Raw genomic sequence first — 23,387 nt, forward strand, 5'->3', positions numbered from 1 at the left:
TGCGTGAGCGGTGAGATCAAGCGGTTCCGACATCACGACCGACGCCTCGGCCGTCAGAGGGGCCCGGATCCGAACTTCCTCGCAGATGGTGTCACCGCGCCGCAGGTCAAGATGGCGGCAAACAGCGACAAGGCAGCGAAAGCAAAAACATCGCACGGCGTCTTTCCCTGGCCTTTGCGAGTCGCACCGCCGGCAGCGTCGGAATGCCGGCCGCACTGCGGAAAACTGCGGCTGGATGGGCGGGAATGGCATCGGGACTCGGCGCTTGATGCAATGCCGCCACAGATGGCGAAGAAATGACCGGCAAGAAAAACACCGATGGTTGCCCAATCTGTGTTCGCTCTTGTGCGGATGGTGCCGTTCTGCCAATAACTCCGAAAAACCGAAACCAAACCGAACAAATGGAGTTTTGCATGAACCAGGCCGAGCTGATCGAAACCGTCGCCACCAACGCCGGCATCAAGAAGGCCGACGCGGCCAAGGTCGTTCAGGCTGTGTTCGAGGGCATCTCCGGCGCGCTGGGCCGCGGCGAAGATGTGCGGCTGGCCGGATTCGGCATCTTCGAGGTGGCCGAGCGCGCCGCCCGTGAAGGCCGCAACCCGCGCACCGGCGAAGTCGTGGCGATCGCCGCTTCCAAGGCTCCGAAGTTCAAGCCGGCCAAGCAGCTGCGCGATCTGGTGAACGGCTGATCCACCCGCAACCACGTCCCAGGGGGAGCGCAGCCATGTCCATCGATCAAACCGAATTGCAATCGCTGACCGCCAAGGTCGTCGCCGCCTATGTCGGCAACAACTCGGTGCCGGTTCAGGATCTGCCCACGCTGATCAACAGCGTCCAGGTGGCCTTCCGCAATCTGGGCGACGACAAGCCGGCCCCGGCCAAGGCCGAACTGGTTCCGGCGGTCGCGATCAAGAAGTCGGTCACGCCGGAATTCATCGTCTGCCTGGAAGACGGGAAGAAGCTGAAGATGCTGAAGCGGCATCTGAAGACCGTCTATGACATGACGCCGGACGAATATCGCGCCAAGTGGGGCCTGCCGCCGGAATACCCGATGGTCGCCCCGAATTACGCCAAGGCGCGTTCAGAAATGGCGACCAAGCTCGGGCTTGGCCGCAAGCGTGCTGCGGCCGAATAACGGCTTACGCCCACCGCTGTCGAGAGAGGCGCGTCCCCAAGGGCGCGCCTTTTTCTTTTTCCGCCCCCCTAATCACCGGTCTGCCCAGGGCGCCATCCCGCGGGCTACCCCGTTCCCGTTTAACGGCCTATGACCAATGTTCAGGTAGCGAAGCGCCTCGGCCTTCCCATCTAGGGTTCCGGTAGGGTTCATGGGCCGTGTGCGGTCCTATCACCTTCCTTGCCGCAGAGGCATAGTCGCCTCCCGCTATGTCGGTTGACCGGTGGCCGACCTGCCGCCGATCCACTTCGCGGCTGCGGCCTGTCGGTGGCATCTAAAGGGCGGCCCGCCCGGAACGATGCAGACCGATCGGAAGGGTGACACCCGCCCGAAAGGCACCTTGCCGAAGGTCTTGGGTCATAGGATTGCCTCCTCCCCCAGACTGCCGGTGCGGGTGGAAGAAGAGCTTGGGTATACGCCGAAAAACACCCGGAACACGCCCTTTACAGGGTTGATCCGCCGCATTTCCGCGGCCACATTAACATTGTCGAAAGGACGCAGTTCCTTGAGACACCGGGCAAAATAGAACCCCACAACAAACCAGAACCAGCCAGAGCCGAAGCGACGGACGATATTCCTGCGTCCGCCGATGGACAATCGCCTCTAAGGCGACCCCGCCATGGGCCCCGACATGGGCCGGCCTTCGAAAATCGGCCGTCCCAGGAAGCGTTGGAGAGGAGGCATTCGCGTGCTGAAGAAACTGCTGACCGGTGAAAACGCCAGCCTGACCCGCTACATCGAGGAGTCCAAGCGCTTCCCCATCCTTGCGCCGGACGTCGAACGCGACCTTGCCACCGCCTGGCGGGAGCGCGGAAGCCCGCAGGCCCTGGAACAACTCGTGGGCAGCCACCTCCGCCTCGTCATCAAGATCGCCCGCGGCTTCGGCGGTTACGGCCTGCCGCTGGTCGATCTGGTCGCCGAAGGCAATGTCGGCCTGATGCAGGCGGCCCAGAAATTCGATCCGCAGCGCGGTTTCCGCTTCGCCACCTACGCCACCTGGTGGATCCGCGCCGCGATCCAGGAATACATTCTGCACAGCTGGTCGCTGGTGAAAATGGGCACCACCGCCGCGCAGAAGAAGCTGTTCTTCAACCTGCGCCGCCTGAAAAGCCAGATGGCCGAGTTGGAACAGGGCGACCTGTCGCCGGAGACCGTGGCCACCATCGCCGCCGAACTGGATGTTCCGGAGACCGAGGTGGTGGAGATGAACCGCCGTCTGGCCGCCAACGACAGCTCGCTTGACGCCACCCTGTCGACCGACGGCGAGACCAACTGGCTGGAACTGCTGGCCGATGACCGCCCCACCCAGGACACCATGCTGGCCGATGCCGACGAACTGGCGCTGCGCCGCCGTCTGGTCGGGCAGGCACTGGACCGGCTGGATGCCCGTGAACGCCGCATCCTGTTCGAACGCCGCCTGAAGGACGATCCGTCCACGCTGGAAGCGCTGAGCCAGCAGTTCTCGGTTTCGCGCGAACGGGTACGCCAGATCGAGGTGCGAGCCTTCGAAAAGCTCCAGAAGGCCGTGCTCAGCGCCGCGCAGGCCCTGCGTCGTCCGGCCACGCCAATGGTGGCCTGACCCATCCGATTACCCCGTCCGGCGGACGCGATGCCGGACGGGGATCTTGCGGAGCCGGCCAGCCGGCCGGCCACCGCATCGTTGCCGCGGGCATTCAGCCCGCCAGTTGCCTCCAGACCTGTCACCTTCAAGCCGGCGGCGCCCTTGGCCCGCCGGCATTTTCTTGCGCGGACAGGCTATCGCCGAGTCTCAGTCGGTTGTCGTATATTGCGCCTATTGCTGCTTCTGGATGTTGTGCGACAAAGTGACCGGTTCAAAGATGCGAATGCTTGCGCATGATGTGCGGCTCGCGGGAAAGATTGCATTTTCTCCAATACTTAGTACGCTAGTTATATCTCAAATGGGAGAGGGGCTCCATGTCGCACGCTGCCCAGACTCAATCGATCATTGACCGCATCACCTTCCTGCGCATCGACGAGGCGACGAAGGCAACGCTGCGGGAGTTCCAGCCCTATCTGGCGCAGCGCATCGATCAGATTCTCGAGGAATTCTACGCCTATCTCCGTTCGGTGCCGCAGGTGGCGCCGATGCTGGTCAATCCGGCAGTGACCGGCCGGGCGCGCGATCTGCAGAAGCAGCACTGGCTGCGCAACGTCTTCACCGGCACCTTCGACGATGCCTATGTCAGCCAGGTCCTGAAGATCGGGCAGACGCACCAGCGCATCGGGCTCGAACCGCGCTGGTATACCGGCGCCTACTGCTTCACCCTGAACAAGCTGATCGAGCTGGCCGCCCAGATCCACCGCAAGAAGCCGGAAAAGCTGTCGCAGCTGCTCCAGGCCATCAACAAGGCGGTGTTCCTGGACATGGACCTCGCCACCTCGGTCTATATCGACCTGAACACCGCCGCGATCATAGCGCGGGAACTGGGCAGCACCGCCGACAGCTTCGAACGCGAGGTGAAGGGCGTGGTCCAGGCGGTGGCGAGCGCAGCCCAGCAGCTGCAGGGCACCGCCCAGGCGATGAGCCGCACCGCCGAAACGACGAGCGAGCAGTCGACCCAGGTCGCCGCCGCCGCGGAGGAGGCGTCCGTCAACATCCAGACCGTCGCCGCGGCGGCGGAGGAGCTGACCGCCTCGATCGGCGAGATCAGCCATCAGGTGACCCAGTCGGCCGCCATCGCCAATGCCGCGATGACGGAAGCCGAACGGACCAATGCCACGGTGCAGGGGCTTGCCGACGCCGCCAGCCGGATCGGTCAGGTGGTGAAGCTCATCCACGACATCGCCAGCCAGACCAACCTGCTGGCGTTGAACGCCACCATCGAGGCGGCGCGCGCCGGCGAGGCCGGCAAGGGATTCGCGGTCGTGGCGAGCGAAGTGAAGAGCCTCGCCAACCAGACCGCCAAGGCGACGGAAGAGATCAACTCGCAGATCGGGGCCGTCCAGGGCGCGACCCAGGAAGCGGTCGGTGCCATCCGCTCCATCTCCGGCACCATTGCCCGCATCAACGAGATCTCCACCTCCATCGCCACCGCCATGGAGGAACAGGGTGCCGCCACGACCGAGATCGCCCGCAACGTCCAGCAGGCCTCGATCGGCACCCGCGAGGTCAGCGAGACCATCGTCGCGGTGAATGCGTCCGCCAACAGCGCCGGAGAAGAGGCCCGCGAGGTGCTGGAGGCTACCAACGAACTGTCGCGTCAGTCCAACACCCTGCGGACAGAGGTCGAACGCTTCCTTGCCCGTGTCCGCGCCGGCTGATCCCGTCCGCAGGTCTGCCAACGAAAAAGGCGCGTTCCACGGAACGCGCCTTTTTCATTTGAATGCGGTGAACCATCCAATCCGCCCTCGTAGGGCGGCTCACGGCATCGTGCGGACGACCAGATCGCTGACCGGAATATTTTCGGCCTGAGCGGCACGACGAACATCATCGGCGCTGCGCCAATGGCTGCGACCGCCCAGGCTGGTGAGAACACCGCCCCGCATCGCGACGAACAGACCCGTACGCCCCAGATTGACGATTCTCATCATGATTTCACCCCCGCCCGGTCTCGTGCATTTTAGCAAATTTATTTAGGTGCTCTCTCTGGTAGAGAATACCTCTCTGCTCAAAAGAGGTATCAGCACCTGCCATATCACGTCAATAAGACTTCCGTCATTCAACCCCATGACGATTTCATGGGTCACTCTTCATCCGAAAGCCTCAATCTTCATCACACCACCTCCCTGTACTGACTTGTATCCGTTTTATCCGAAAATTTTATATACTTCTGCTACGTCCGTGAGATTGCTCCGCCTGTCCAAAAGCCTTATCCCGACAGCACCACGTGGGAACGACCGCGTGCCGTGTAGGGTTGTCACCGAAAGCCGCTGTCCAATCGACGGCATGCAGCGGGGAAGAACCTGCGAGGCATCGGCATCATGGCAACTGCACACCGCCGCACCGGCCCTTACGGTACGGCCAACAACGACAGTCTTGGCACCGAGCCGGGAGAGAATGGCGGCAACGGCACCATCCTTGCGCTGCCACTGACGATCCGTCCAGCAAGGCGGGAGGATTTGCCGACCCTGGAGTGGTATGGCCTGCACACACCCCATCGCGAGATCATAGCCGGCGCCTTCCGTCTGCAGGAACGCGGCGACGGCTCCATGCTGTTGGCCGACGTCAACGGCTTCCCCGCCGGGCAAATCTGCATCGACTTCCTGCGCAAGCGGCCGAGTGGCCGGGCCACGCTGTGGGCTTTGCGGGTGTTCCAGCCCTTCCGGGGGCTCGGCATCGGCGGCCGGCTGGTGCGGGAGGCCGAACAGGTGGTGATCCAGCGCGCAGTTCCCTATGCCGAATTAGGCGTCGACCGGGACAATGCCGGTGTCCTGCCCTTTTATGAGCGGCTGGGATACGAACATTGTGGCCGGGAACGCGGCCAGTTCCTCTACCACACGCCCGAAGGACGACTGGTCCGCGTCGCCATCGATCAATGGCTTCTGCACAAGCGAATGGCCGAAGGCGCTGATCCCGCCACCGCGGGTGCCGACAACGGTCGTTGCCTGCGACTGGCGGGAGACTAACCGCTATTCCGCCGCCAGCGCCGCGCCGGCCGGAAGGGGCACCAGCCGGGCCGCCCGCCTGCGCGGCAGGAAGATGCGGGCGCCATCCAGGATGTTGCCCAATTCGCCCATCGCATCGACCGCCATGCACAGTGCCACGGGCGGAAGCCAGCGGTCGAACAGTTGCGCCGCCACCTCCGCATCGCCGCTCTGGACCGCGGCCAGGGAATCCAGCAGGGCCGCCTCGTCGGCACTGATGCGGCTGCAGGCCGGGCAGCGAATCTCCGGTCTGCGGGCCCCCGCCACCGCGAAGGTGCCGAGCAGCGCGAAGAGCGGCAGCAGCGCGGTGTTCGGTACGCCGGCCACATTCAGTCCGATGCGCATCGACGCCATCGCCCCGGCGGTGCCGGCGCGGAACCACTGGCGGACGCCCGTCAACAGAGCCCGTTCGGCCGTCGTCAGGTCCATCACAGTCCAGGGCGACGACCGCCCTTCTTCCATCGTCCCGCACATGCCGCAGCTCCTTCATCCGGTTGCAGGACCATCCTAGCGCCTCTTCCTTCCAATTGCGAGTCATTCTTATTTGCGTTCACGCCTGTGACAAAAATCGGGCGCCCGTGACAGCGGGAACGCCGGAAAGGTCGCGTTAACGAACCGCGGCAATCCTGAACCGACTCGCAGTACAGGGGGATCGGTGGGGATGATTCGGACACTACGGGGAGCTGTTCTCGGACTGGTGGCGGTGATCGGAATTGCTGTTGCGGCGGGCATGACGGTGGCCCATCCGGCCGCGGCCCAGATCGTTCTGAAATCCGCTTATGGGGAGACGTCGCTGGCCGGCCCGGCCAAGGCGCGCGGTGCGGTGGTGTGGAGCCACGGCCGCTCGGTGGATTCCGAGGATTCGGAGGCGCCCACCCCGCTCTACATGAAGGCGTTGCGCGACGCCGGCTGGGACGTCTACCGGCTGGACCGCATGCGGGTCAGCGACACGCTGCCCAACAGCTCCCGTGCGCTCGCCAGCTATTCGGAAGCGCTGAAGGCCAAGGGGTATCGCCGGGTCACCCTGACCGGCCAATCCTTCGGCGCCTTCATCTCCCTGATCGCCGCCGGACAGACCAACGCCATCGACGCCGTCATCGCCACCGCCCCCGCAGCCTTCGGCAACTTCACCGAGGCATTCGACAGCTATCGCGAGAACGCCGCCCAGCTCTGGCCGATCCTGCGCGGCGTTCGCCAGGCGCGGGTGATGATGTTCTTCTTCCATGGGGACGATTTCGATCCGGGCGGGCGCGCCGAGCCGGCCCGCAACATCCTGTCCCAGCGCGGCCTGAGCAGCCTGATTGTCGACCAGCCGTCTCTGCTGACCGGCCATGGCGCTGCCAACACCGGCCTATTCGTCCGCCGCTTCGGCGCCTGCATCGTCCGCTTCGCCGAAGAGCCGCCGACCCCGAACGACCCGCCCTGCGATGAATCCTGGGGCCGCAGCCCAAGCGCGGAACTGCTGCAGGCCGCCCTGCCCGCCAACGCGTCGGGCTCCGCCAAGGGCAATGACGCTACCGCGACTCTCCGCCCCTACATGGGCATGTGGTACGGCAGCTACATCAACGGCCGCGAGGTCGCACTGTCAGTGGAAAAAGCCGAGGGCGACGCCGTCTATGCCGATTATGTGCTGGGCGCCGGCATGGAAGCCGACCAGCCCTTCGAGCGGGTGCGCCGCAAGGGCCGGATCGAGAATGGCGAACTGGTCTTCGACGAGAAAGGCCGCAACATCCTGCGCTACCGCCTGCGCCCCGACGGCCGCGTTGCCGCGAGTTGGCTGGACAAGGACGGCCACGGACGGCTCGACACAGTGCTGCGCCGGGTGAACTGACATCCAGGGCGGCGGGAGTTCAGCCCGCCGCCCTCTCCTCCTCAGCCCCCTGCCAGGAAATTGCGGACGATGGCGATCTGCTCGTCCGTCATCAGCGACGGGGCGTGGCCGGTGTTGGGAAATTCCACCACCCGCACAAGACCGGACGCCCCCGGCCCGCGCGTCGCCATCCGCTCCGCCGTCTCGGCGCTCAACAGGTCCGAATCCGCGCCGCGCAGCACCAGCACCGGGCAGCGCACGCGGTCCCACAGCGCCCACAGGTCGACGTCGGCGATGGGTGCGGCCTTGAACGCTTCGCCGATGGCGGGATCATAGGCAAGACGGAAGCGGCCGTCGGGCAGCGGACGGGCGCTGTGCTCCGCCATATGGCGCCAGCATTCATCGCTGATCGTGCCGAAGCCCATCAGGACGAAGCGCAGGTAGGATTCCAGAGCCGGCAGATCCTCGAACACCGGGTCCTTGCCGACATAATCGGCGATCCGCTGCAATCCGGCCTGGGCGATGAAGGGACCGACGTCGTTGATGACCATGCGGCGGATCGGGCTGTTGGCCTGCGCAGCCAGCGTCATGCCGATCAGCCCGCCCATCGAGGTGCCGACCCAGTCGACCGTCTCCACCCCCATACGGGCGATCAGCGCCACCATGTCGGCGCAATATTGCGGATAGCCGTAGAGCGCCGGCACCGGCAGCCAGTCGCTGCGCCCGCGCCCGACCACATCCGGGCAGGCAACCCGCCAGCCGTCGGCCAGAGCCAGCGCCAACCGGTCGAAGTCCCGGCCGTTGCGGGTCAGCCCATGCACGCACACGGCCGTCCGCGCGGCATCGTCACGCCCCCACTGGGTGTAGGCGATCTTGTGAAACCCGGCGGCGCTGAGGCCGAGGACGTTGCGTTCGGACATCGGCACGGGCGGGCACTCCTGTTCGGATTTGACTTCCCGATTCAACGGGGCTCATCCCTTTTTCGGCGATTTGGCGCCGCGTGGCAACTCCGCCTCCGCATCGCGCCCTGCGGCAGCGCGGATGGCGGGCAGCGCCGGCGACGGTTCCGCCACCGATCGGTCGAAGGGGTGCCGGGTATCGTCGTAAATGCGGCGGATGACACGGACATAGTTGCGTGTCTCCGCATAGGGCGGAATTCCCTTGTAGCGGTCGACCGCCCGTTCGCCGGCATTGTAGCCGGCCAGCGCCAGCGTCACGTCGCCCTGGAAATAGGCCAGCAGCCAGCGCAGATACTTCACCCCGCCGGTGATGTTTTGCTTGGGATCGAAGACGTCGCCGACGCCGAAGCGGTCGGCCGTGTCGGGGATCAGTTGCATCAGGCCGGCAGCGTCCTTCGGCGACACCGCATCGGTGCGGAAGGCGCTTTCCGCCTGGATCACCGCCAGCACCAGCGCGGGGTCGATGCCGTATTTCGGCGCGATCGAGTTGACCAGCGCCACCACCTCCGCCGGCGGAGGACCGATCTCGCGCACCGGGCCGCCACCGGGACGGCACCAGGGACGGATGCGCCCCATGCGGCCGGGAACGTAATTGACCAGCCGCCGCGCCTCCGGATGCCCGCGCGAGGCGGCGGCGCGCAGCCATGCCGTGCCGAGCCGCCGGTCCTTGCGCACGCCTTTCCCGAACAGATAACGACGAGCCAGCCGGAAGGCGGCATTGGCGTCGCCCTGCTCGGCCAGCTCGCAATCGGTGGATTTGGTCTTGAGCGAGGGCGGGGGCAATTCGGCCACAGCGTCCGGCTTCGCTGCGGATTTGGCTTCCGCCGCCGTAGCGATGGGTGCCGACGCGATACCGGCGCCCCACAGCACCAGCGCAATCAACGGCACCATCACGACACGACGAACCAGCAAACCTCGACCCTCCTGCTTTCCCGCGTCATCCCACGGGAAGCGGAAGTATGGTGTTGCAACCTGCCGACGACAAGGGCTGGTCAAGGTCCCCGGCGGCGGCGACCCTGCTTCTTCGGAGCACCTTCGGGAATGCCGCGGCCTTGGCGCGCACTGCTGATGCCGATGCTGCCGGGGGTCTCCAGCCCCAGATCCATCGCCTCCAGCCGACGCAGCTCGTCGCGCAGGCGGGCAGCCTCTTCGAATTCCAGATCGGCAGCGGCGGCGCGCATGCGCTTTTCCAGATCGGCGATGACGTTCTTGAGGTTGTGCCCGACCAGCTCGTTCGAATTCAGGCCGGTCTTCACCGTCACATGGTCCCCGCGCTCGAACACGCTTTCCAAAATGTCGCCGATGGCCTTCTTCACCGATTCCGGCGTGATGCCGTGTTCCAGGTTGTAGGCCATCTGCTTTTCACGGCGGCGCGCCGTCTCGTCGATGGCGTACTTCATGCTGTCGGTGATTTTGTCAGCATACAGGATCGCCCGGCCATCGACGTTGCGCGCCGCACGGCCGATGGTCTGGATCAGCGAGGTCTTGCTGCGCAGATAGCCTTCCTTGTCGGCGTCCAGAATCGCCACCAGCGCGCATTCCGGGATGTCCAACCCCTCGCGCAGCAGGTTGATGCCGACCAGCACGTCATAGGCGCCCAGCCGCAAATCGCGGATGATCTCGATGCGCTCCAGCGTCTCCACGTCGGAGTGGATGTAGCGCACGCGCAATCCCGCCTCGTGCATGTACTCGGTCAGCGCCTCGGCCATCTTCTTGGTCAGGGTGGTGACCAGCACGCGATAGCCCTTGGCGACCACCTCCTTGCATTCGCCGATCAGGTCGTCGACCTGGGTCTCGGTCGGACGGACGATAACCGGCGGGTCGATCAGGCCGGTCGGGCGGACCAGCTGCTCGGTGAAGACGCCGCCGGTGCGCTCCAGCTCCCACGGGCCGGGGGTGGCGGAGACGAAGACCGTCTGCGGCCGCATCCCCTCCCATTCCTCGAACTTCAGCGGCCGGTTGTCCTTGGCGCTGGGCAAGCGGAAGCCGTAATCGGACAGCGTCGATTTCCGCACCAAGTCGCCGCGATACATGCCGCCGATCTGCGGCACCATGACGTGGCTCTCGTCAACGATCAGCAGAGCGTCGCCCGGCAGATACTCGAACAGGGTCGGCGGCGGATCACCCGCTGCGCGGCCGGTCAGGTAGCGGGAATAATTCTCGATGCCAGCGCAGGACCCGGTTGCCGCCATCATCTCGATGTCGAAGGTGGTGCGCTGTTCCAGCCGCTGGGCTTCCAGCAGCTTGCCCTCGGCGGCGAACTCCTCCAGCCGATCCTTCAGGTCCTTCTTGATCTGGTTGATCGCCTGATTCAGCGTCGGCTTCGGCGTCACATAGTGGCTGTTCGGATAGACGCGCACGGCCTCCAGCGCCGCCAGCTTCTCGCCGGTCAGCGGGTCGATCTCGTGGATGCCCTCGATCTCGTCGCCGAACAGCGAAATGCGCCACGCCCGGTCTTCCATGTGGGCCGGAAACAGCTCAACCGTGTCGCCGCGCACGCGGAACAGGCCCCGGCCGAAGGCGGCGTCGTTGCGCTTGTACTGAAGCTCGGTCAGCTTGCGCAGCAACTCCGGCTGGGCGATCACCTCGCCCTTGCGCAGGTCGACCGTCATCTCCGAATAGGTCTCGACCGAGCCGATACCGTAGATGCAGGACACCGACGCGACGATGATGACGTCGTCCCGCTCCAGCAGAGCCCGCGTCGCCGAGTGGCGCATGCGGTCGATCTGCTCGTTGATCGAGGATTCCTTCTCGATATAGGTGTCGGTGCGCGGAACGTAAGCTTCCGGCTGATAATAGTCGTAGTAGGAGACGAAGTACTCCACCGCATTGTTCGGGAAGAATGACTTCATCTCGCCATACAGCTGCGCCGCCAGCGTCTTGTTGGGCGCTAAAATCAGCGTCGGACGCTGCACCGTCTGGATGACATGCGCCATGGTGAAGGTCTTGCCCGACCCGGTGACGCCCAGCAGTACCTGATCCTTTTCGCCCTGCCGCAGCCCGGCAATCAGCTCCTCAATCGCATTCGGCTGGTCGCCCGCGGGTTCGAATTCCGACGAAATGACGAACTGCTTTCCGGCTTCCAGCTTCGCGAGCGGCCGGGCGGGAATGGCGGACAGAACAGGACTTGCCATGGGGCGGCGATCCGATCAGAGGAGGGGTACGGAACGGGAACCGATTATATGGCCGCAACGCCCCCGTCTGTCGAGCGCAGGCTGAGCGGCACTGCGCCCCGCGCATGCGAGACGCAGCGCCGACCCGGAACCGCCTTACTGTGGTCCCAGCGCCTTCGGGTTCGATATCCCCAGACGCGCCTGGACGATGGCTTCCAGCGAATCCATCAGCACGTCCTGGCCCTCCTGGTCGAAGTCACCGGCGGCGATCTCGATGCACAGTCGGTGCTGGAGCGCCTCCACCCGCTTGCGCAGGTCGTCGCCGGACAGGGCGTCGTCGGCGTCCTCGCCATAGAGCAGGGCGAGGGCCGCCAGCATCGATTGGCCGGCGGTGTCCAACCCCTTCAACTCGCGCTCGGCAATCTCCAGCGCATTGGCGACCATCAGCGCGGCGAAGCGCGCTTCCGGCGCCACATGGGGAAGCACATCGGCACGGAAGGTGGAGGCGGCGATCTGCAGCAGACCGCGGGCGTCGGGATTGGCGCGCATCAGGCCACCTTCTCCACCGCACCGGACACCATGCCGCCGATGGCGCGGAGATGGCGCAGCATGTCCATCTCGATCTCAGGCAGCATTCGCCCGGTCAGCGCCAGTTCCAGCGACGGCTCGTCGCCGGAGCTGTGGCGCAGCCCCTGCTCCACCGCGATGGCCGCCCAGCGCAGGTAGGCCGCCGTCTCCCAATAGGCGACACGCGCCGGATCGACGCGGCGGCCGGAGGTCTCCTCATAGCCGGCGTAGAAGTCCGCACGGTCGGCGATGCCGCCCGCTTCGCGATCGGGCCGGCGGAACCGCCAGGAGCGGGCGCAGAACCAGCCCAGATCTTCCATTGGGTCGCTGAATCCGGCGAACTCCCAATCCAGGATCGCGGTCAGCGCCCCGTCCTTGACCAGATAGTTGCCGGTGCGGAAGTCGCGATGGCACAGCACCACCGCACCCGGCAACGGAGCATTGACCTCCATCCAGCGCAGGCCCCAGGCGATCACCGGATCGCGGCGTCCAAGGTCGCCGAACCAGCGGCGATACTGAGAGAGCGTCTCCTGCGCCGGGCATTCCGGCGCCTCGCCCAGCCTCTCCAGCCCCTCGGTCTCCGGGGCGATCCGGTGCAACAGGCCGAGTTGCCGGCCAAGCTCTCGCGCCAGTTCCGGTTGGGCCGCTTCCGACCGCGTCACCGCATGGCCGGCGCCCAGCCCATCGGCGCGGCGCATGATGTAGAAGTCATGGCCCAGCACGGCGGGATCGTCGCAGGCGAACAGCGGTTCCGGCGCCATCACCCCGCCGGCGAAGGCGGCGCGCAGCACCACGAACTCCCGCAGCTTGCCGATGCTGGCCGAAATACGCCCGCCGCCCTCGGCCCGCAGCACGCAGGCATGCCGGCCGGCAAGCGGCCCGCCATCGATGTCCAGAGTCACCGCAAGGTTCAGAGAGATCGCGCCACCGCCGAGCCGTCCATCCTCAGTCACCACGACGCGGGATGCGCCGACCTGTGCGGCCAGCCAGCTTTCCAGTCGAGTCCGATTGTCGCCCGACAGCAGCGATGGCGGAGACTGATCGGACGCTTTGACGACGTGCATGGCGTTCTCCCTCCAGAGGTTGCTTGGCGCGTTGGTTCGCGCGTCTTTGTCGATTTCAGCCGCCGATGGTAGGCACGAAGCGCTGTTGCCGACAAGTTTCACCTTGGTGGGAAAAGCGACTCCACCCCCAAAAAAGTTGGCCCCTCCCCCGCCCTTGCAGGCGGGAAAGGGGCCGTTGGCGGTCAGGCTCTTGAATCCGTCCGATCAGATCGTCCGCGGCGCGGCTCCGGTTACGGTTCCTAATGCCTTGGCGAACAGCTTGGCGTCGAAGCGCTTGATTTCGTCGAGTAACCGGGTCTTCAGAGTCACGTTGGCCAGCGCCTCCAGCGTCACCGCCATCACGCCGCCATCGATGTCGCGATAATGTGCCGAATAGAGGATGCTGTTCCTCAACCGGGTCCCGATGATCTTGCTGTTGATGTTGGCGATAGAAAAAGCCTGGGTAAGCGCGAAGTCTGCATTGACCACCAGACCGCGTTTCTGAACGTCCCGGCTCAAACTGCCCAATGGTCCGACCTGAATCGGACGAATCTTGCACAGCCACTTCAATGTGTAGCTGGCAATCTTGTAGCGGTCGATGCGCTCCATGCCATGGAAATCTTTAATGCGCCGAACATCAATGAAGTAACTTTCCATTGCACTCAGCAAAAGAGCTGTGTTCATTTCAGCATCTACAAGACCAGAAGATTGAAGCTTCTGATTGTAAAACCCGAAAGCCTGGGCGAGGTAAGCGCACCGTCTGACAGTACGCTTGCTTTCAGCAACCTCATCTTGCAAATCAACAAAATCATCCAAGGCATCAAACATATCATTTAAACCTGATCATCAGCCGGAAATCTCTACGCTTTTGCTTTTTGAGCGTCCTCGCTGGCAACGATCTGCTTTATGCCTTCGGACGAAGCTTCAAATTCCTCATCCAACATCGCCTTATATCTCTCCAAGGCGACCGTTTCATCAAAGGGAACATCGTCGTTCGGCAGCACCCAATGGGAAATATCATGAATGCCTTCGTTTCCGAGCAGCTTTGTAAACTCTTCGATCAGGACTGGATCCAACGGGATGGGCATTGGCCGGGGTGACCCTGTCTCTCGTGAACGGTATGCGCCGTGTTGCGGCCTTCTAAGGCAGAGGGTTCGTCATGTCAATTATGGAGACGTCATAAACATAACATTTCTCGCGAGCTGCGCAACGAGAATGCAACCCAAAAGCGGCAATTGCGTTCCAAAGGAAACGTGCCGCGTCGACGGTCGGGGCGGCGCGGCACGTAAAGTTCTGATCACCGGGCGAAGCGCTTACGCCGCAACCGGACGGTTCGCCCCCTGCTCCTGATTGGCCGTGTCGGCCTGCTGGGTGGCGGGGACCGGAGCCGGCTTGGCTTCGCGGACCGGCAGCATGTCACCGATACCGAAGGCGACGGCCATCAAGTTCGGCACCGCCATGGCGGCGAGCAGCACCGACCACAGCTCCAGCGACAGGGTGCCAAGCGGGTTGACCAGGGCGGCGGTGGCCGACGAGGCGACCAGGGCGGCGGACAACCAGGCTTCGGGCTTGGCGCAGAAGCGGCCGGCGGTGCGCTTGCCGCCCTTGGCGGTCACCCGGAAGGCGTCGTGCTTGCGGACCAGACCGCGGACGACGGCCAGGGCGACGGTGGTGGACAGCGCCATGCCGACGGCGCACGCACCGAGGCTTTCCTTCCAGCTGTTGCCGGAAGCATAGCGCGAGGCCAGCAGGCTGGAGCCGGCACGCAGGACCAGGGCACCCAGCACGGCGGCGGTGGCGGCCACCGGCGGCAGGTGCAGCGGCAGAACCAGCGAGGCGAAGGTCCAGACCACGGCGGCGGCGGCGGCGAACAGGCCGACGGCGTCGGACCACCAGCGGATCCAGTTGGTGACGTAGCCCAGCTTCTGCCGCGCGCTCAGCTCGGCCGAACCCAGCAGGAACTTCTTCCAATGGACGCGGACGATCTGCGTGGAGCCGAAAACCCAGCGGTCACGCTGCTTGCGGAACTGCATGAAGTTGTCCGGGGCCAGACCGGCACCCAGCCGCTCGTCGGTGTAGGCGGCGCGGTAGCCGGCCGACAGGATGCGCAGGCCCAGTTCGGTGTCTTCGCAGATGCCGGCTTCCGACCAGCCGCCGACCTGATCCATCGCCGAGCGGCGCAGCATGATCATCGTGCCGTGGCAGATGAAGGCCTGGGACGACACGCCTTCCTGCATGCCGACGTCGAAGAAGGGGCGGTATTCGGCGGTCATGGCGGCCTTCAGCGCCGTCTCGTGGCCGTCGCGGTGCTCCTGCGGGGCCTGGACGATGCCGACCGACGGATCGGCGAAGGTCGGAGCCAGCTTCGACAACCAGTCGGGCGACACGGTGTAGTCGGCGTCCAGCACGGCGACGATCTCGGCCGACGGATCGGTGTGGCGCAGGGCGGCGTTCAGGGCGCCGGCCTTGAAGCCGGAAATCTTCTTGTACCAGTGGAACTTGAACTTCGGACCCAGCGCCCGGCACATCTCCTCGACCGGGCGGACCAGATGCTCCTCCTCGGTGTTGTTGATGAGGACGACGACCTCATAGTTCGAGTAGTCCAGCCGCGACAGCGAGGCCAGCGTGGCGTTCAGCACGTCCGGCTGCTCGCGGCAGGCGGCGACGTGGATGGAGACCATCGGCTTGTGGTCGATGCTGGGCACGGCATGCGGCAGCAGCGCCGGGGCGCGGCCGGTCAGCAGCCGGCGGGCGACATCCACCAGATCGGCGAAGGCGACGCTCATCATCAGGGCGCCCAGCGCGAAGGCGGAGCCCCAGGTGGTCAGCGCACCGAAGGTCAGATATTCGGCGAAGGCGCCGGCGACGGCCGAACCGATGGCGAAGCCGATGATGTTGGCGCCCAGCGAGGCGGCCAGGGCGAAGCCGGCATTGGTCCGGCGACGGAAGACGGCGAAAGCCGACAGGGCCAGACCGACGGCGAGCGCGACGCCCGCGCCGACCCGGTCGCCATAGGGGGCGGCGACCGCACCGGTCATCGACCATTTCGGCTGACGGTCGGCATCCAGCACGCCCCAGGTCGGGCCGGGCGAGCCTTCGATGGTCGACTTCCAGATGCCGTCGAAAGCCTCGACGACGTTGTAATGGATGCCGAGCGCATTGGCTTCCGCCGCGAAGCCGCGGACGACCGCGGCCTGCGCCTCCGGCGTCGGATAGGCGTCGTGGAAGTTCTCGCCGCCCGACGGCCAGCCAACCTCGCCGACGAACAGCGGCTTGCCCGGATGCGCCTTGCGCACGGTGTCGAGCCGGTCGCGGATCCAGGTCAGCGCATCGGTGACCGGCACGCCTTCCCAGTAGGGCAGCACGTGGACGCCCATGAAGTCGGACGCCTTCACCGTGGCGTCGGCCTTGACCATCTCCGACCAGACGTCGGCGGTGCCGACCTTGATCGAAGCGGGGACGGCGGCGCGCACGCGCTTGATGTAGCCGGCCAGTTCGGCATCGGTCAGTTCGGCACGCAGCAGCGTCTCGTTGCCGACGACGATGCGCTTGATGCCGCGGAATTCCTTGGCGAGCGCGATGCCGTGCATCACCTCCCGCTCGTTGCGGACCTTGTCCTTGCTCAGCCAGATGCCGAGCGTGACGTCCAGCCCCTTGGACACCGCGATCTCCGGCACCTCGCCCTGCGAGCCCAGCGTCGAGTAGGTACGGACGCCATCGGCGAAGCCGGCGATGGCGGTCATGTCCTTCTCGATGTCCTTGCGCGGAACGATCGGCTGGTGATTGGGGTCGTAACTGCGGCCCGAGGGCGAATAGGACACCGATTCTATGCGGCCGGGTTCCGCGTCCACCGCCGTGGGCGCGTTGCGCCAGGACCAGAAGGACGCGTGGCCGGCGGTCACGGCCAGCAGTGCGGCGGCGATGGCTGCGCGCCGGATCGAGTTCTTCGGGTTGCTCATGGGGAGTTCGCGTTGCCCTGTTGCTGGGTGGCCGTTCGCCACCGGACATCCGCACAAACGGGCAGACCGACTTCCCTATTCCGTCACTTCCAAAAATTTTTTGTGCGCTGCGGAGAACGGAACCCTGCCGGTCGCCTCCTGTTGGACGACGTCCGGTTCCATACTCCCCAAAACACAGGAGAGCGCCCCATGGCCACCCGCCACGAAGACAGCCCGGAACACAAGAAGGCCCACGATCTGGCCGAGCAGGCACTGGACAAGGCCGCCGGCGGCGATCCCCGCAAGGCGCGCGACCTGATCGAGGAAGCCAAGCGCATCGACCCCAAGATCGGCGAGGAAATGTCCCGCGAAGCCGCCGAGGATCAGAAAAAGGCCGACAAGTACGTCGACAAGACCGACAAGTGAGCCGCTACCCCCTCCCCATCCCTCCCCCGCTCTCGGCCGGCCGAAGGCCGGTCCGATCGCGGGAGAGGGCGTAGGAGCGTTGTCGGCGTGATCTAACCGCCGCAGCGGCGGCAGTCCCCTCTTCCGCGATCGGATCGGCCTTCGGCCGACCGAGGGCGGGGGAGGGTTAGGGTGGGGGCACCCGCAGCAACCCCTTACTCGGCCGCGACGGCTTCCGCCACCACCGGCGGGCTCCAGCGCAGGACCGGCTTGCGGGCCGCCGCCGTCTCGTCCAGACGACGGCGCGGCGTCAGGCGCGGCGCAGCCTGGAAGTAAGCCACATCCCCCGACTTCGCCCGCTCGGCCAGCGCACGGAGTGCGTCGACGAACTGGTCGAGGCTGGCCTTGCTTTCCGTTTCGGTCGGCTCGATCAGCAGGGCACCGTGGACGACCAGCGGGAAATACATGGTCATCGGGTGGAAGCCCTCGTCGATCAGCGCCTTCGCCATGTCGAGCGTGGTGACCCCCGTCCCCTTCAGGAAGCGGTCGTCGAACAGGCACTCGTGCATGCACGGCCCTTCGAAGGAGGCCGTCATCACGTCCTCCAGCCGTGCCATGACATAGTTGGCGTTCAGCACCGCATCGCCCGACGCCTGCCACAGCCCGTCGGCGCCATGGCTCAGCATGTAGGACAGCGCGCGGACGAACATGCCCATCTGACCGTGGAAGGCCTTCATGCGGCCGAAGGCCAAGCCGTCGCCAGCGTTCTCCACCAGCGCGAAGCCGTCCTTCCCATGGGTGACGTAGGGCACCGGAATGTAAGGCGCCAGCGACTCCGCGAACACCACCGGCCCCGACCCCGGACCGCCGCCGCCATGCGGGGTGGAGAAGGTCTTGTGCAGGTTGATGTGCATGACGTCGATGCCGAGGTCGGCCGGACGCACCCGCCCCACGATGGCGTTGAAGTTGGCGCCGTCACAGTAGAAATAGCCGCCCGCCGCATGCACCGCCTCGGCGATCGCGATGATGTCGCGTTCGAACAGGCCGCAGGTGTTGGGGTTCGTCAGCATCAAGCCAGCCACGTCCGGACCGAGCTTGGCCTTCAGCGCCTCCAGATCGACGCGACCGTCGGCGGTCGCCGGGATGGCGTCGACGCTGTAGCCGCAGGCGGCGGCGGTCGCCGGGTTGGTGCCGTGGGCGCTTTCCGGCACGAGGATCTTGGTGCGGCCGCTGTCGCCCTTGGCCTCATGCGCGGCTCGGATCGCCATGATGCCGCACATCTCGCCATGGGCACCGGCGGCGGGCGCCAGTGTCACGGCGGCCATGCCGGTCAGCGTCTTCAGCCAGTGGGCCAACTGGTCCATCAGTTCCAGCGCACCCTGCACCGTGCTGACCGGCTGCATGGGATGCACGTCGGAGAAGCCCGGCAGCCGCGCCATCTTCTCGTTCAGGCGCGGGTTGTGCTTCATCGTGCAGGAGCCCAGCGGATAGAACCCGCTGTCGATGGCATAGTTCTTCTGCGACAGGCGGGTGTAGTGGCGGACCACCTGCGGCTCGGCGAGGCCGGGCAGCCCGACCTTGGCGCGCGGCTTCACCGCACCCAGGCGCGATGCCACCTTTGGCCGATCCGGCAGATCGACGCCGGTGCGCCCTGCGCTGTCCTGTTCGAAGATCAGCGGCTCTTCGATCTGCAGGCCGCGATTGCCGGTGACGGTGCCGGTCACGTTGTCGAAAGTGCCCGAGTTCGCGGGGATGGCCGAGGGACGGCCCTGGTTGTTCATGCTCATGCCAGAACCTCAGTCAGAGCGGCGGCGAAAGCATCCATGTCGGCGTCGGTGTTGGTTTCGGTGACGGCGACCAGCAGGAGGTCTTCCATCTCGCCCGGATAGAGGCGCGACACCGGCACACCGCCGAGGATGCGGCGCTTGGCAAGTTCCTCGACCACCGCGGCGGCCGGCTTCGGCAGCTTGACGGTGAACTCGTTGAAGAAGCCGTCGTTCAGCACCTGCACGCCCGGAACCGCCGCCAGCTTGTCGGCCATCTGGACCGCCTTGGCATGGTTCAGTTGGGCCAGCTGCGTGATCCCGGCCTCGCCCAGCAGGCTGACATGGATCGAGAAGGCCAGCGCGCACAGGCCGGAGTTGGTGCAGATGTTCGAGGTCGCCTTCTCGCGGCGGATGTGCTGCTCGCGGGTGGAGAGCGTCAGCACGAAGCCCCGGCGGCCGTCGGCGTCCACCGTCTCGCCGCACAGGCGGCCCGGCATCTGGCGGACATATTTGTCCTTCACCGCGAACAGCCCGACATAGGGGCCGCCGAAGTTCAGCGCGTTGCCGAAGGACTGGCCCTCCGCCGCGACGATGTCGGCGCCCATGTCGCCCGGCGGCGTCAGCAGGCCGAGCGAAAGCGCTTCCGTCACCACGACGATCAGCAGCGCACCCTTGGCCTGACAGGCCGCGGCCAGATCGGTGTAGTCGCGGACATGGCCGAACACGTCCGGGTTCTGCACGACGACGCAGGAGGTCTTGTCGTCGACCAGCGCCAGCAGATCCTCGCCGCCGGTCGGGGCGGCCGGCATAGCCACTGCCTCGAAACCGATGAAACGGGCGTCGGTGGTGGTCACGTCGCGGTAATGCGGGTGCAGGCCGCCGGACAAGATCGCCTTTTTCCGCCGGGTGACGCGGTTCGCCATCATCACCGCCTCGGCGCAGGAGGTGGCGCCGTCATACATCGAGGCGTTGGCCACATCCATGCCGGTCAGCAGCGCGACCTGGGTCTGGAATTCGAACAGGACCTGCAGCGTGCCCTGGCTCACCTCCGGCTGGTACGGCGTGTAGGCGGTCAGGAACTCGCCGCGCTGGACCAGATGGTCGACGGTCGCCGGCACATGGTGACGGTAGGCGCCGGCGCCGAGGAAGCTCGGCACCGAACCGGCCGGCACATTCTTGGCCGCCATGGAACCCAGCAGCCGTTCGACCTCAAGCTCGCCCATATGGTTGGGCAAGTCCCCGATCGGGCCGGCCAGTTGGGCCGCCTTTGGAACATCGCGGAACAGGTCTTCGACCGATGTTGCGCGGACGGCCTCCAGCATCGACTGCCGGTCGGCCTCGGTCAGGGGCAGATAGCGCATGTTAGTGGGATTCCTCCACGAAGGCCTTGTAGGCCGATTCGTCCATCAGACCATCGAGTTCGGAGGCGTCCTTCAACTGAAGCTTGAAGAACCAGCCGTCAGTCTCGGCGGCGCTGTTGACCATCGACGGATCGTCCACCAGGGCCTGGTTTGCTTCCACCACGGTGCCGGAGACCGGGGCGTACACGTCGCTGGCGGCCTTCACCGATTCGACGACGGCGGCTTCCTTGCCCTGTTCCAGCACGCGGCCGGCCTCGGGCAGCTCGACGAACACGACGTCGCCCAGCTGGCTCTGCGCGAAGTCGGTGACACCGACGGTGGCGACATCGCCATCGACCTGAACCCACTCGTGGTCCTTGGTGAATTTCTTGCTCATCGGAAAAGTTCCCTGTTCAAAACGGTTGTTTGCGGTCTGGGAAGAGAGGCGTCAGCCCCGGTAATAGCGTTGCGGCACGAAGGGCGTGGCGGCGACGCGAGCGGGCAGCGGTTTGCCGCGCACCATCAGCGTCAGCGGCGTGCCAACCGCGGAGTTCGCGATGTCGACATAGCCCATGGCGACCGGCGCGCCGGCGGTCGGGCCGAAGCCGCCGCTGGTGATCTCGCCGATGCGATTGCCGTTGGCGTCCTGGATTTCGGTGTGGTCACGGGCCGGCTGGCGGCCTTCCGGCTGGATGCCGACGCGGCGGCGCGTGGCGCCCTCGGTCAGCTGCCGGTGGATGATGTCATAACCGGGGAAGCCACCCTCGGCGCGGCGGCGCTTCGGCAGCGTCCATTCCAGCGCGCCTTCGACCGGCGTCGTGGTGGTGTCGATGTCGTGGCCGTAGAGGCACAGCCCGGCCTCCAGCCGCAGCGAATCGCGGGCGCCCAGCCCGATCGCCTCGACCTCCGATTCGGCCAGCAGCGCGCGGGCGATCATCTCGGCATCGGCCTTGTCGCAGGAGATCTCGTAGCCGTCTTCGCCGGTATAGCCGGAGCGGGTCAGGATCACCGGCACGCCCTTGAAGGTGGCGGACAGGTAGCTCATGAATTTCATGGTGGCAGCTTCCGGCACGAAGCGGGCCATCACCTTGGCCGCCATCGGACCCTGGAGCGCCATCAGCGCCAGATCATCCAGCAGTTCGACCTCGGCCTTGCCGGCTAGCTTCTCGCGCAGATGGGCGACGTCCTGCTCCTTGCAGGCGGCATTCACCACCAGGAACAGGTGGTCGCCGGCATTGGTCACCATCAGGTCGTCGAGGATGCCGCCCTGTTCGTTCAGGAACAGCGTGTAGCGCATGCGGCCCTGCGCCAAGCCCTTGATGTCGCCGGGAACCAGCGTTTCCAGGGCGGCGGCGGGATCGTCGCCGGTCAGGCGGACCTGCCCCATGTGGGACACGTCGAACAGCCCGGCCTTCTCGCGGGTGTGCTGGTGCTCCTTCAGGATGCCCAGCGGATATTGCACCGGCATGTCATAGCCGGCGAAAGGCACCATGCGGGCGCCAAGCTCGACATGGAGCGCGTGCAGCGGGGTGGTCTTGAGAGCGGTTGCGGCCTCGGTCACGCGCGGGTCCTCCGACAAGGTTTCAGCGCCCGCATCGGGATCGATGCAGGAAGCTGCCCCCTCTGTCTTGGACCTGAGAGATTCACCGCCGTCTGGTCGAGCCGGACACCCGGTTTACTCCTTCGGTGAGTCGCGGCGGGTGAGCGCCGAGGCTGCTTTCCAGAGTTGCCTTATCCCCTTGCGGTCCTTTTGCCTGAGAGTTTCCGGGGGCGGTTGCTCCTTCGGCGCCGCCTGAGAACCTGTCGATTTACGACAAGCTCACAAGCGATCTCTCCCGCGAGGGATCATCGGCGTGATGGCGGCACACTGTCGCGAATAGACAAGTTTGTCAATCAGCGGATCCGGTGCCAAACCCGCACCCTTTTCAGCCGTCGTCCCCGCGAAGGCGGGGATCCAGGCTTGCAGGTCAAGCGGTTGATGCGGCTGGATTCCCGCCTTCGCGGGAATGACGGTCGAAAAGGGAAGGCTCCGGCACCGATGAACCGCAGCGCTTACTTCTTCATCTGCGTCCGGTTGAAGTTCAGCTGCTCCGGCGTCAGCTGGAAGCCAAGATAGATCTTCCAATCCTTGGCGTTGGCGTCCTTGGGCAGCGGGATCTTCGGCGTCAGCTCCTCGCGGGTGCCGGCGCGCGGCTGGCCGGGGACGAAGGTCACGTCGGTGTCGAAATAGGCCTTCGACACCAGTGTGTCGTCCGGCTGGGCCAGGGCGACGAAATACTGGTACTTGGCGGTGTTGCCCGGCAAGGCCGGGCCGCGCTCGGCCACCAGATAGACGTTCACGTTCACGGTGACGCCGTTGCTGGTGTAGTCGCAGCTGCCGGTGAAATCGACCAGGGCGGCGCGCGACTCCAGATCGGTCAGGTCCTTGCCGCCGGGGCGGAAGACCGTCACTTCCTGCAGGTCGCGGACGATGTTGACCTTCGGGCAGGCCAGCGCCGCCTCCGACGGATTCGTCGGGCCCATCCCCATACCGGAGCAGCCGGAAAGCACCAGCACGGCCCCGGCCGCGAGCAGCGCAGGGCGGACCATCCCAAAGAGGGACGCCAGCGGGCTTTTCCGGGCGGGGGTTCCTATATTACGGTCGCGGCGGTCCATCGGTTCGGCCTG

23 protein-coding genes and 1 riboswitch are annotated in these 23,387 nt (G+C 65.6%); of the genes, 8 read left to right on the forward strand and 15 right to left on the reverse strand.

Translation table 11 applies throughout. The features are described 5' to 3' along the window. Positions 1 to 3: 3 nt before the first annotated feature. From ACCD06_RS10445 to ACCD06_RS10465, 5 genes are all read left to right on the forward strand, one after another. Positions 4 to 300 (forward strand): hypothetical protein, encoded by a 297-nt coding sequence (locus tag ACCD06_RS10445; RefSeq protein ID WP_136705683.1) that lies wholly within the window; start codon positions 4 to 6, stop codon positions 298 to 300. A 113-nt stretch (positions 301 to 413) separates the two neighbouring features. After that, positions 414 to 689 carry an HU family DNA-binding protein gene (locus tag ACCD06_RS10450; RefSeq protein ID WP_012974184.1) on the forward strand — a complete coding sequence of 92 codons (276 nt, stop codon included), beginning with the start codon at positions 414 to 416 and terminating at the stop codon, positions 687 to 689. Between the two features lie 35 nt (positions 690 to 724). Then, complete coding sequence (locus ACCD06_RS10455; protein WP_109152842.1) at positions 725 to 1,135, forward strand: MucR family transcriptional regulator; 411 nt, start codon at positions 725 to 727, stop codon at positions 1,133 to 1,135. Positions 1,136 to 1,862: 727 nt separating this feature from the next. After that, entirely contained in the window at positions 1,863 to 2,753 is an 891-nt protein-coding gene (rpoH, locus tag ACCD06_RS10460) for an RNA polymerase sigma factor RpoH (protein ID WP_413340501.1), read from the forward strand. Positions 2,754 to 3,109: 356 nt separating this feature from the next. Then, the gene (locus ACCD06_RS10465; RefSeq protein ID WP_413340503.1) at positions 3,110 to 4,456 is read left to right on the forward strand and encodes a protoglobin domain-containing protein; all 1,347 of its coding nucleotides are present in this window, start codon (positions 3,110 to 3,112) and stop codon (positions 4,454 to 4,456) included. Positions 4,457 to 4,555: 99 nt separating this feature from the next. Here the strand turns inward: ACCD06_RS10465 and ACCD06_RS10470 are convergent, their stop codons facing one another. After that, entirely contained in the window at positions 4,556 to 4,726 is a 171-nt protein-coding gene (locus ACCD06_RS10470; protein WP_158282444.1) for a hypothetical protein, read from the reverse strand. A gap of 390 nt (positions 4,727 to 5,116) precedes the next feature. On the opposite strand from ACCD06_RS10470, the gene ACCD06_RS10475 reads away from it, so the two are divergent. Then, positions 5,117 to 5,761, forward strand: a complete 645-nt coding sequence (locus tag ACCD06_RS10475) for an N-acetyltransferase family protein (RefSeq protein ID WP_413340505.1) — start codon at positions 5,117 to 5,119, stop codon at positions 5,759 to 5,761. A gap of 3 nt (positions 5,762 to 5,764) precedes the next feature. On the opposite strand, the gene ACCD06_RS10480 is transcribed toward ACCD06_RS10475, so the two are convergent. Continuing rightward, positions 5,765 to 6,253, reverse strand: a complete 489-nt coding sequence (locus ACCD06_RS10480) for a hypothetical protein (RefSeq protein ID WP_413340507.1) — start codon at positions 6,251 to 6,253, stop codon at positions 5,765 to 5,767. A 187-nt stretch (positions 6,254 to 6,440) separates the two neighbouring features. Between ACCD06_RS10480 and ACCD06_RS10485 the strand changes: the two genes are divergently transcribed. Next, positions 6,441 to 7,610, forward strand: a complete 1,170-nt coding sequence (locus ACCD06_RS10485; protein WP_413340509.1) for an alpha/beta hydrolase — start codon at positions 6,441 to 6,443, stop codon at positions 7,608 to 7,610. A 41-nt stretch (positions 7,611 to 7,651) separates the two neighbouring features. Here ACCD06_RS10485 and ACCD06_RS10490 read toward each other — a convergent pair whose 3' ends face one another. The 8 genes from ACCD06_RS10490 to ACCD06_RS10525 all read right to left on the reverse strand — a co-directional run bounded on the left by ACCD06_RS10490 (position 7,652) and on the right by ACCD06_RS10525 (position 17,230). Next, positions 7,652 to 8,515, reverse strand: coding sequence for an alpha/beta fold hydrolase (locus ACCD06_RS10490; RefSeq protein WP_413340511.1), 864 nt, complete (start codon positions 8,513 to 8,515; stop codon positions 7,652 to 7,654). Between the two features lie 45 nt (positions 8,516 to 8,560). Then, a complete protein-coding gene (locus tag ACCD06_RS10495; RefSeq protein WP_247871150.1) occupies positions 8,561 to 9,460 on the reverse strand; it encodes a lytic transglycosylase domain-containing protein in 900 nt (299 codons plus the stop codon). An 80-nt stretch (positions 9,461 to 9,540) separates the two neighbouring features. After that, positions 9,541 to 11,682 carry an excinuclease ABC subunit UvrB gene (uvrB, locus tag ACCD06_RS10500; RefSeq protein WP_413340513.1) on the reverse strand — a complete coding sequence of 714 codons (2,142 nt, stop codon included), beginning with the start codon at positions 11,680 to 11,682 and terminating at the stop codon, positions 9,541 to 9,543. Positions 11,683 to 11,817: 135 nt separating this feature from the next. Further along, positions 11,818 to 12,210 (reverse strand): DUF6285 domain-containing protein, encoded by a 393-nt coding sequence (locus ACCD06_RS10505; protein WP_109155836.1) that lies wholly within the window; start codon positions 12,208 to 12,210, stop codon positions 11,818 to 11,820. Beyond that, a complete protein-coding gene (locus ACCD06_RS10510) occupies positions 12,210 to 13,292 on the reverse strand; it encodes a phosphotransferase family protein (RefSeq protein WP_413340515.1) in 1,083 nt (360 codons plus the stop codon). The genes ACCD06_RS10505 and ACCD06_RS10510 overlap by 1 nt, the downstream gene beginning before the upstream one ends. Before the next feature lie 204 nt (positions 13,293 to 13,496). Then, the gene (locus ACCD06_RS10515) at positions 13,497 to 14,099 is read right to left on the reverse strand and encodes a hypothetical protein (protein ID WP_413340517.1); all 603 of its coding nucleotides are present in this window, start codon (positions 14,097 to 14,099) and stop codon (positions 13,497 to 13,499) included. 32 nt (positions 14,100 to 14,131) lie between these two features. After that, entirely contained in the window at positions 14,132 to 14,359 is a 228-nt protein-coding gene (locus tag ACCD06_RS10520; protein WP_109155833.1) for a hypothetical protein, read from the reverse strand. A gap of 225 nt (positions 14,360 to 14,584) precedes the next feature. After that, the gene (locus ACCD06_RS10525) at positions 14,585 to 17,230 is read right to left on the reverse strand and encodes a glycosyltransferase (protein WP_413340519.1); all 2,646 of its coding nucleotides are present in this window, start codon (positions 17,228 to 17,230) and stop codon (positions 14,585 to 14,587) included. Positions 17,231 to 17,419: 189 nt separating this feature from the next. Here ACCD06_RS10525 and ACCD06_RS10530 point away from each other — a divergent pair, with 189 nt between their 5' ends. Beyond that, positions 17,420 to 17,635 (forward strand): hypothetical protein, encoded by a 216-nt coding sequence (locus ACCD06_RS10530; protein WP_085089505.1) that lies wholly within the window; start codon positions 17,420 to 17,422, stop codon positions 17,633 to 17,635. A 194-nt stretch (positions 17,636 to 17,829) separates the two neighbouring features. On the opposite strand, the gene gcvPB is transcribed toward ACCD06_RS10530, so the two are convergent. The 5 genes from gcvPB to ACCD06_RS10555 all read right to left on the reverse strand — a co-directional run bounded on the left by gcvPB (position 17,830) and on the right by ACCD06_RS10555 (position 23,309). Further along, entirely contained in the window at positions 17,830 to 19,401 is a 1,572-nt protein-coding gene (gene gcvPB, locus ACCD06_RS10535; RefSeq protein WP_413340522.1) for an aminomethyl-transferring glycine dehydrogenase subunit GcvPB, read from the reverse strand. Further along, positions 19,398 to 20,741 carry an aminomethyl-transferring glycine dehydrogenase subunit GcvPA gene (gcvPA, locus tag ACCD06_RS10540; RefSeq protein ID WP_413340524.1) on the reverse strand — a complete coding sequence of 448 codons (1,344 nt, stop codon included), beginning with the start codon at positions 20,739 to 20,741 and terminating at the stop codon, positions 19,398 to 19,400. Before gcvPA ends, gcvPB begins: the two co-directional genes overlap by 4 nt. 1 nt (position 20,742) lies before the next feature. Continuing rightward, positions 20,743 to 21,117 (reverse strand): glycine cleavage system protein GcvH, encoded by a 375-nt coding sequence (gcvH, locus tag ACCD06_RS10545; RefSeq protein WP_413340527.1) that lies wholly within the window; start codon positions 21,115 to 21,117, stop codon positions 20,743 to 20,745. Positions 21,118 to 21,168: 51 nt separating this feature from the next. Then, the gene (gene gcvT, locus ACCD06_RS10550) at positions 21,169 to 22,281 is read right to left on the reverse strand and encodes a glycine cleavage system aminomethyltransferase GcvT (RefSeq protein WP_413340529.1); all 1,113 of its coding nucleotides are present in this window, start codon (positions 22,279 to 22,281) and stop codon (positions 21,169 to 21,171) included. Between the two features lie 171 nt (positions 22,282 to 22,452). Further along, positions 22,453 to 22,568, reverse strand: a riboswitch (glycine riboswitch). A 204-nt stretch (positions 22,569 to 22,772) separates the two neighbouring features. Beyond that, a complete protein-coding gene (locus tag ACCD06_RS10555) occupies positions 22,773 to 23,309 on the reverse strand; it encodes a hypothetical protein (protein ID WP_413340531.1) in 537 nt (178 codons plus the stop codon). Positions 23,310 to 23,387 lie beyond the last annotated feature (78 nt).

This window comes from Azospirillum sp. CT11-132 (assembly GCF_047302835.1).
Classification (GTDB): domain Bacteria; phylum Pseudomonadota; class Alphaproteobacteria; order Azospirillales; family Azospirillaceae; genus Azospirillum.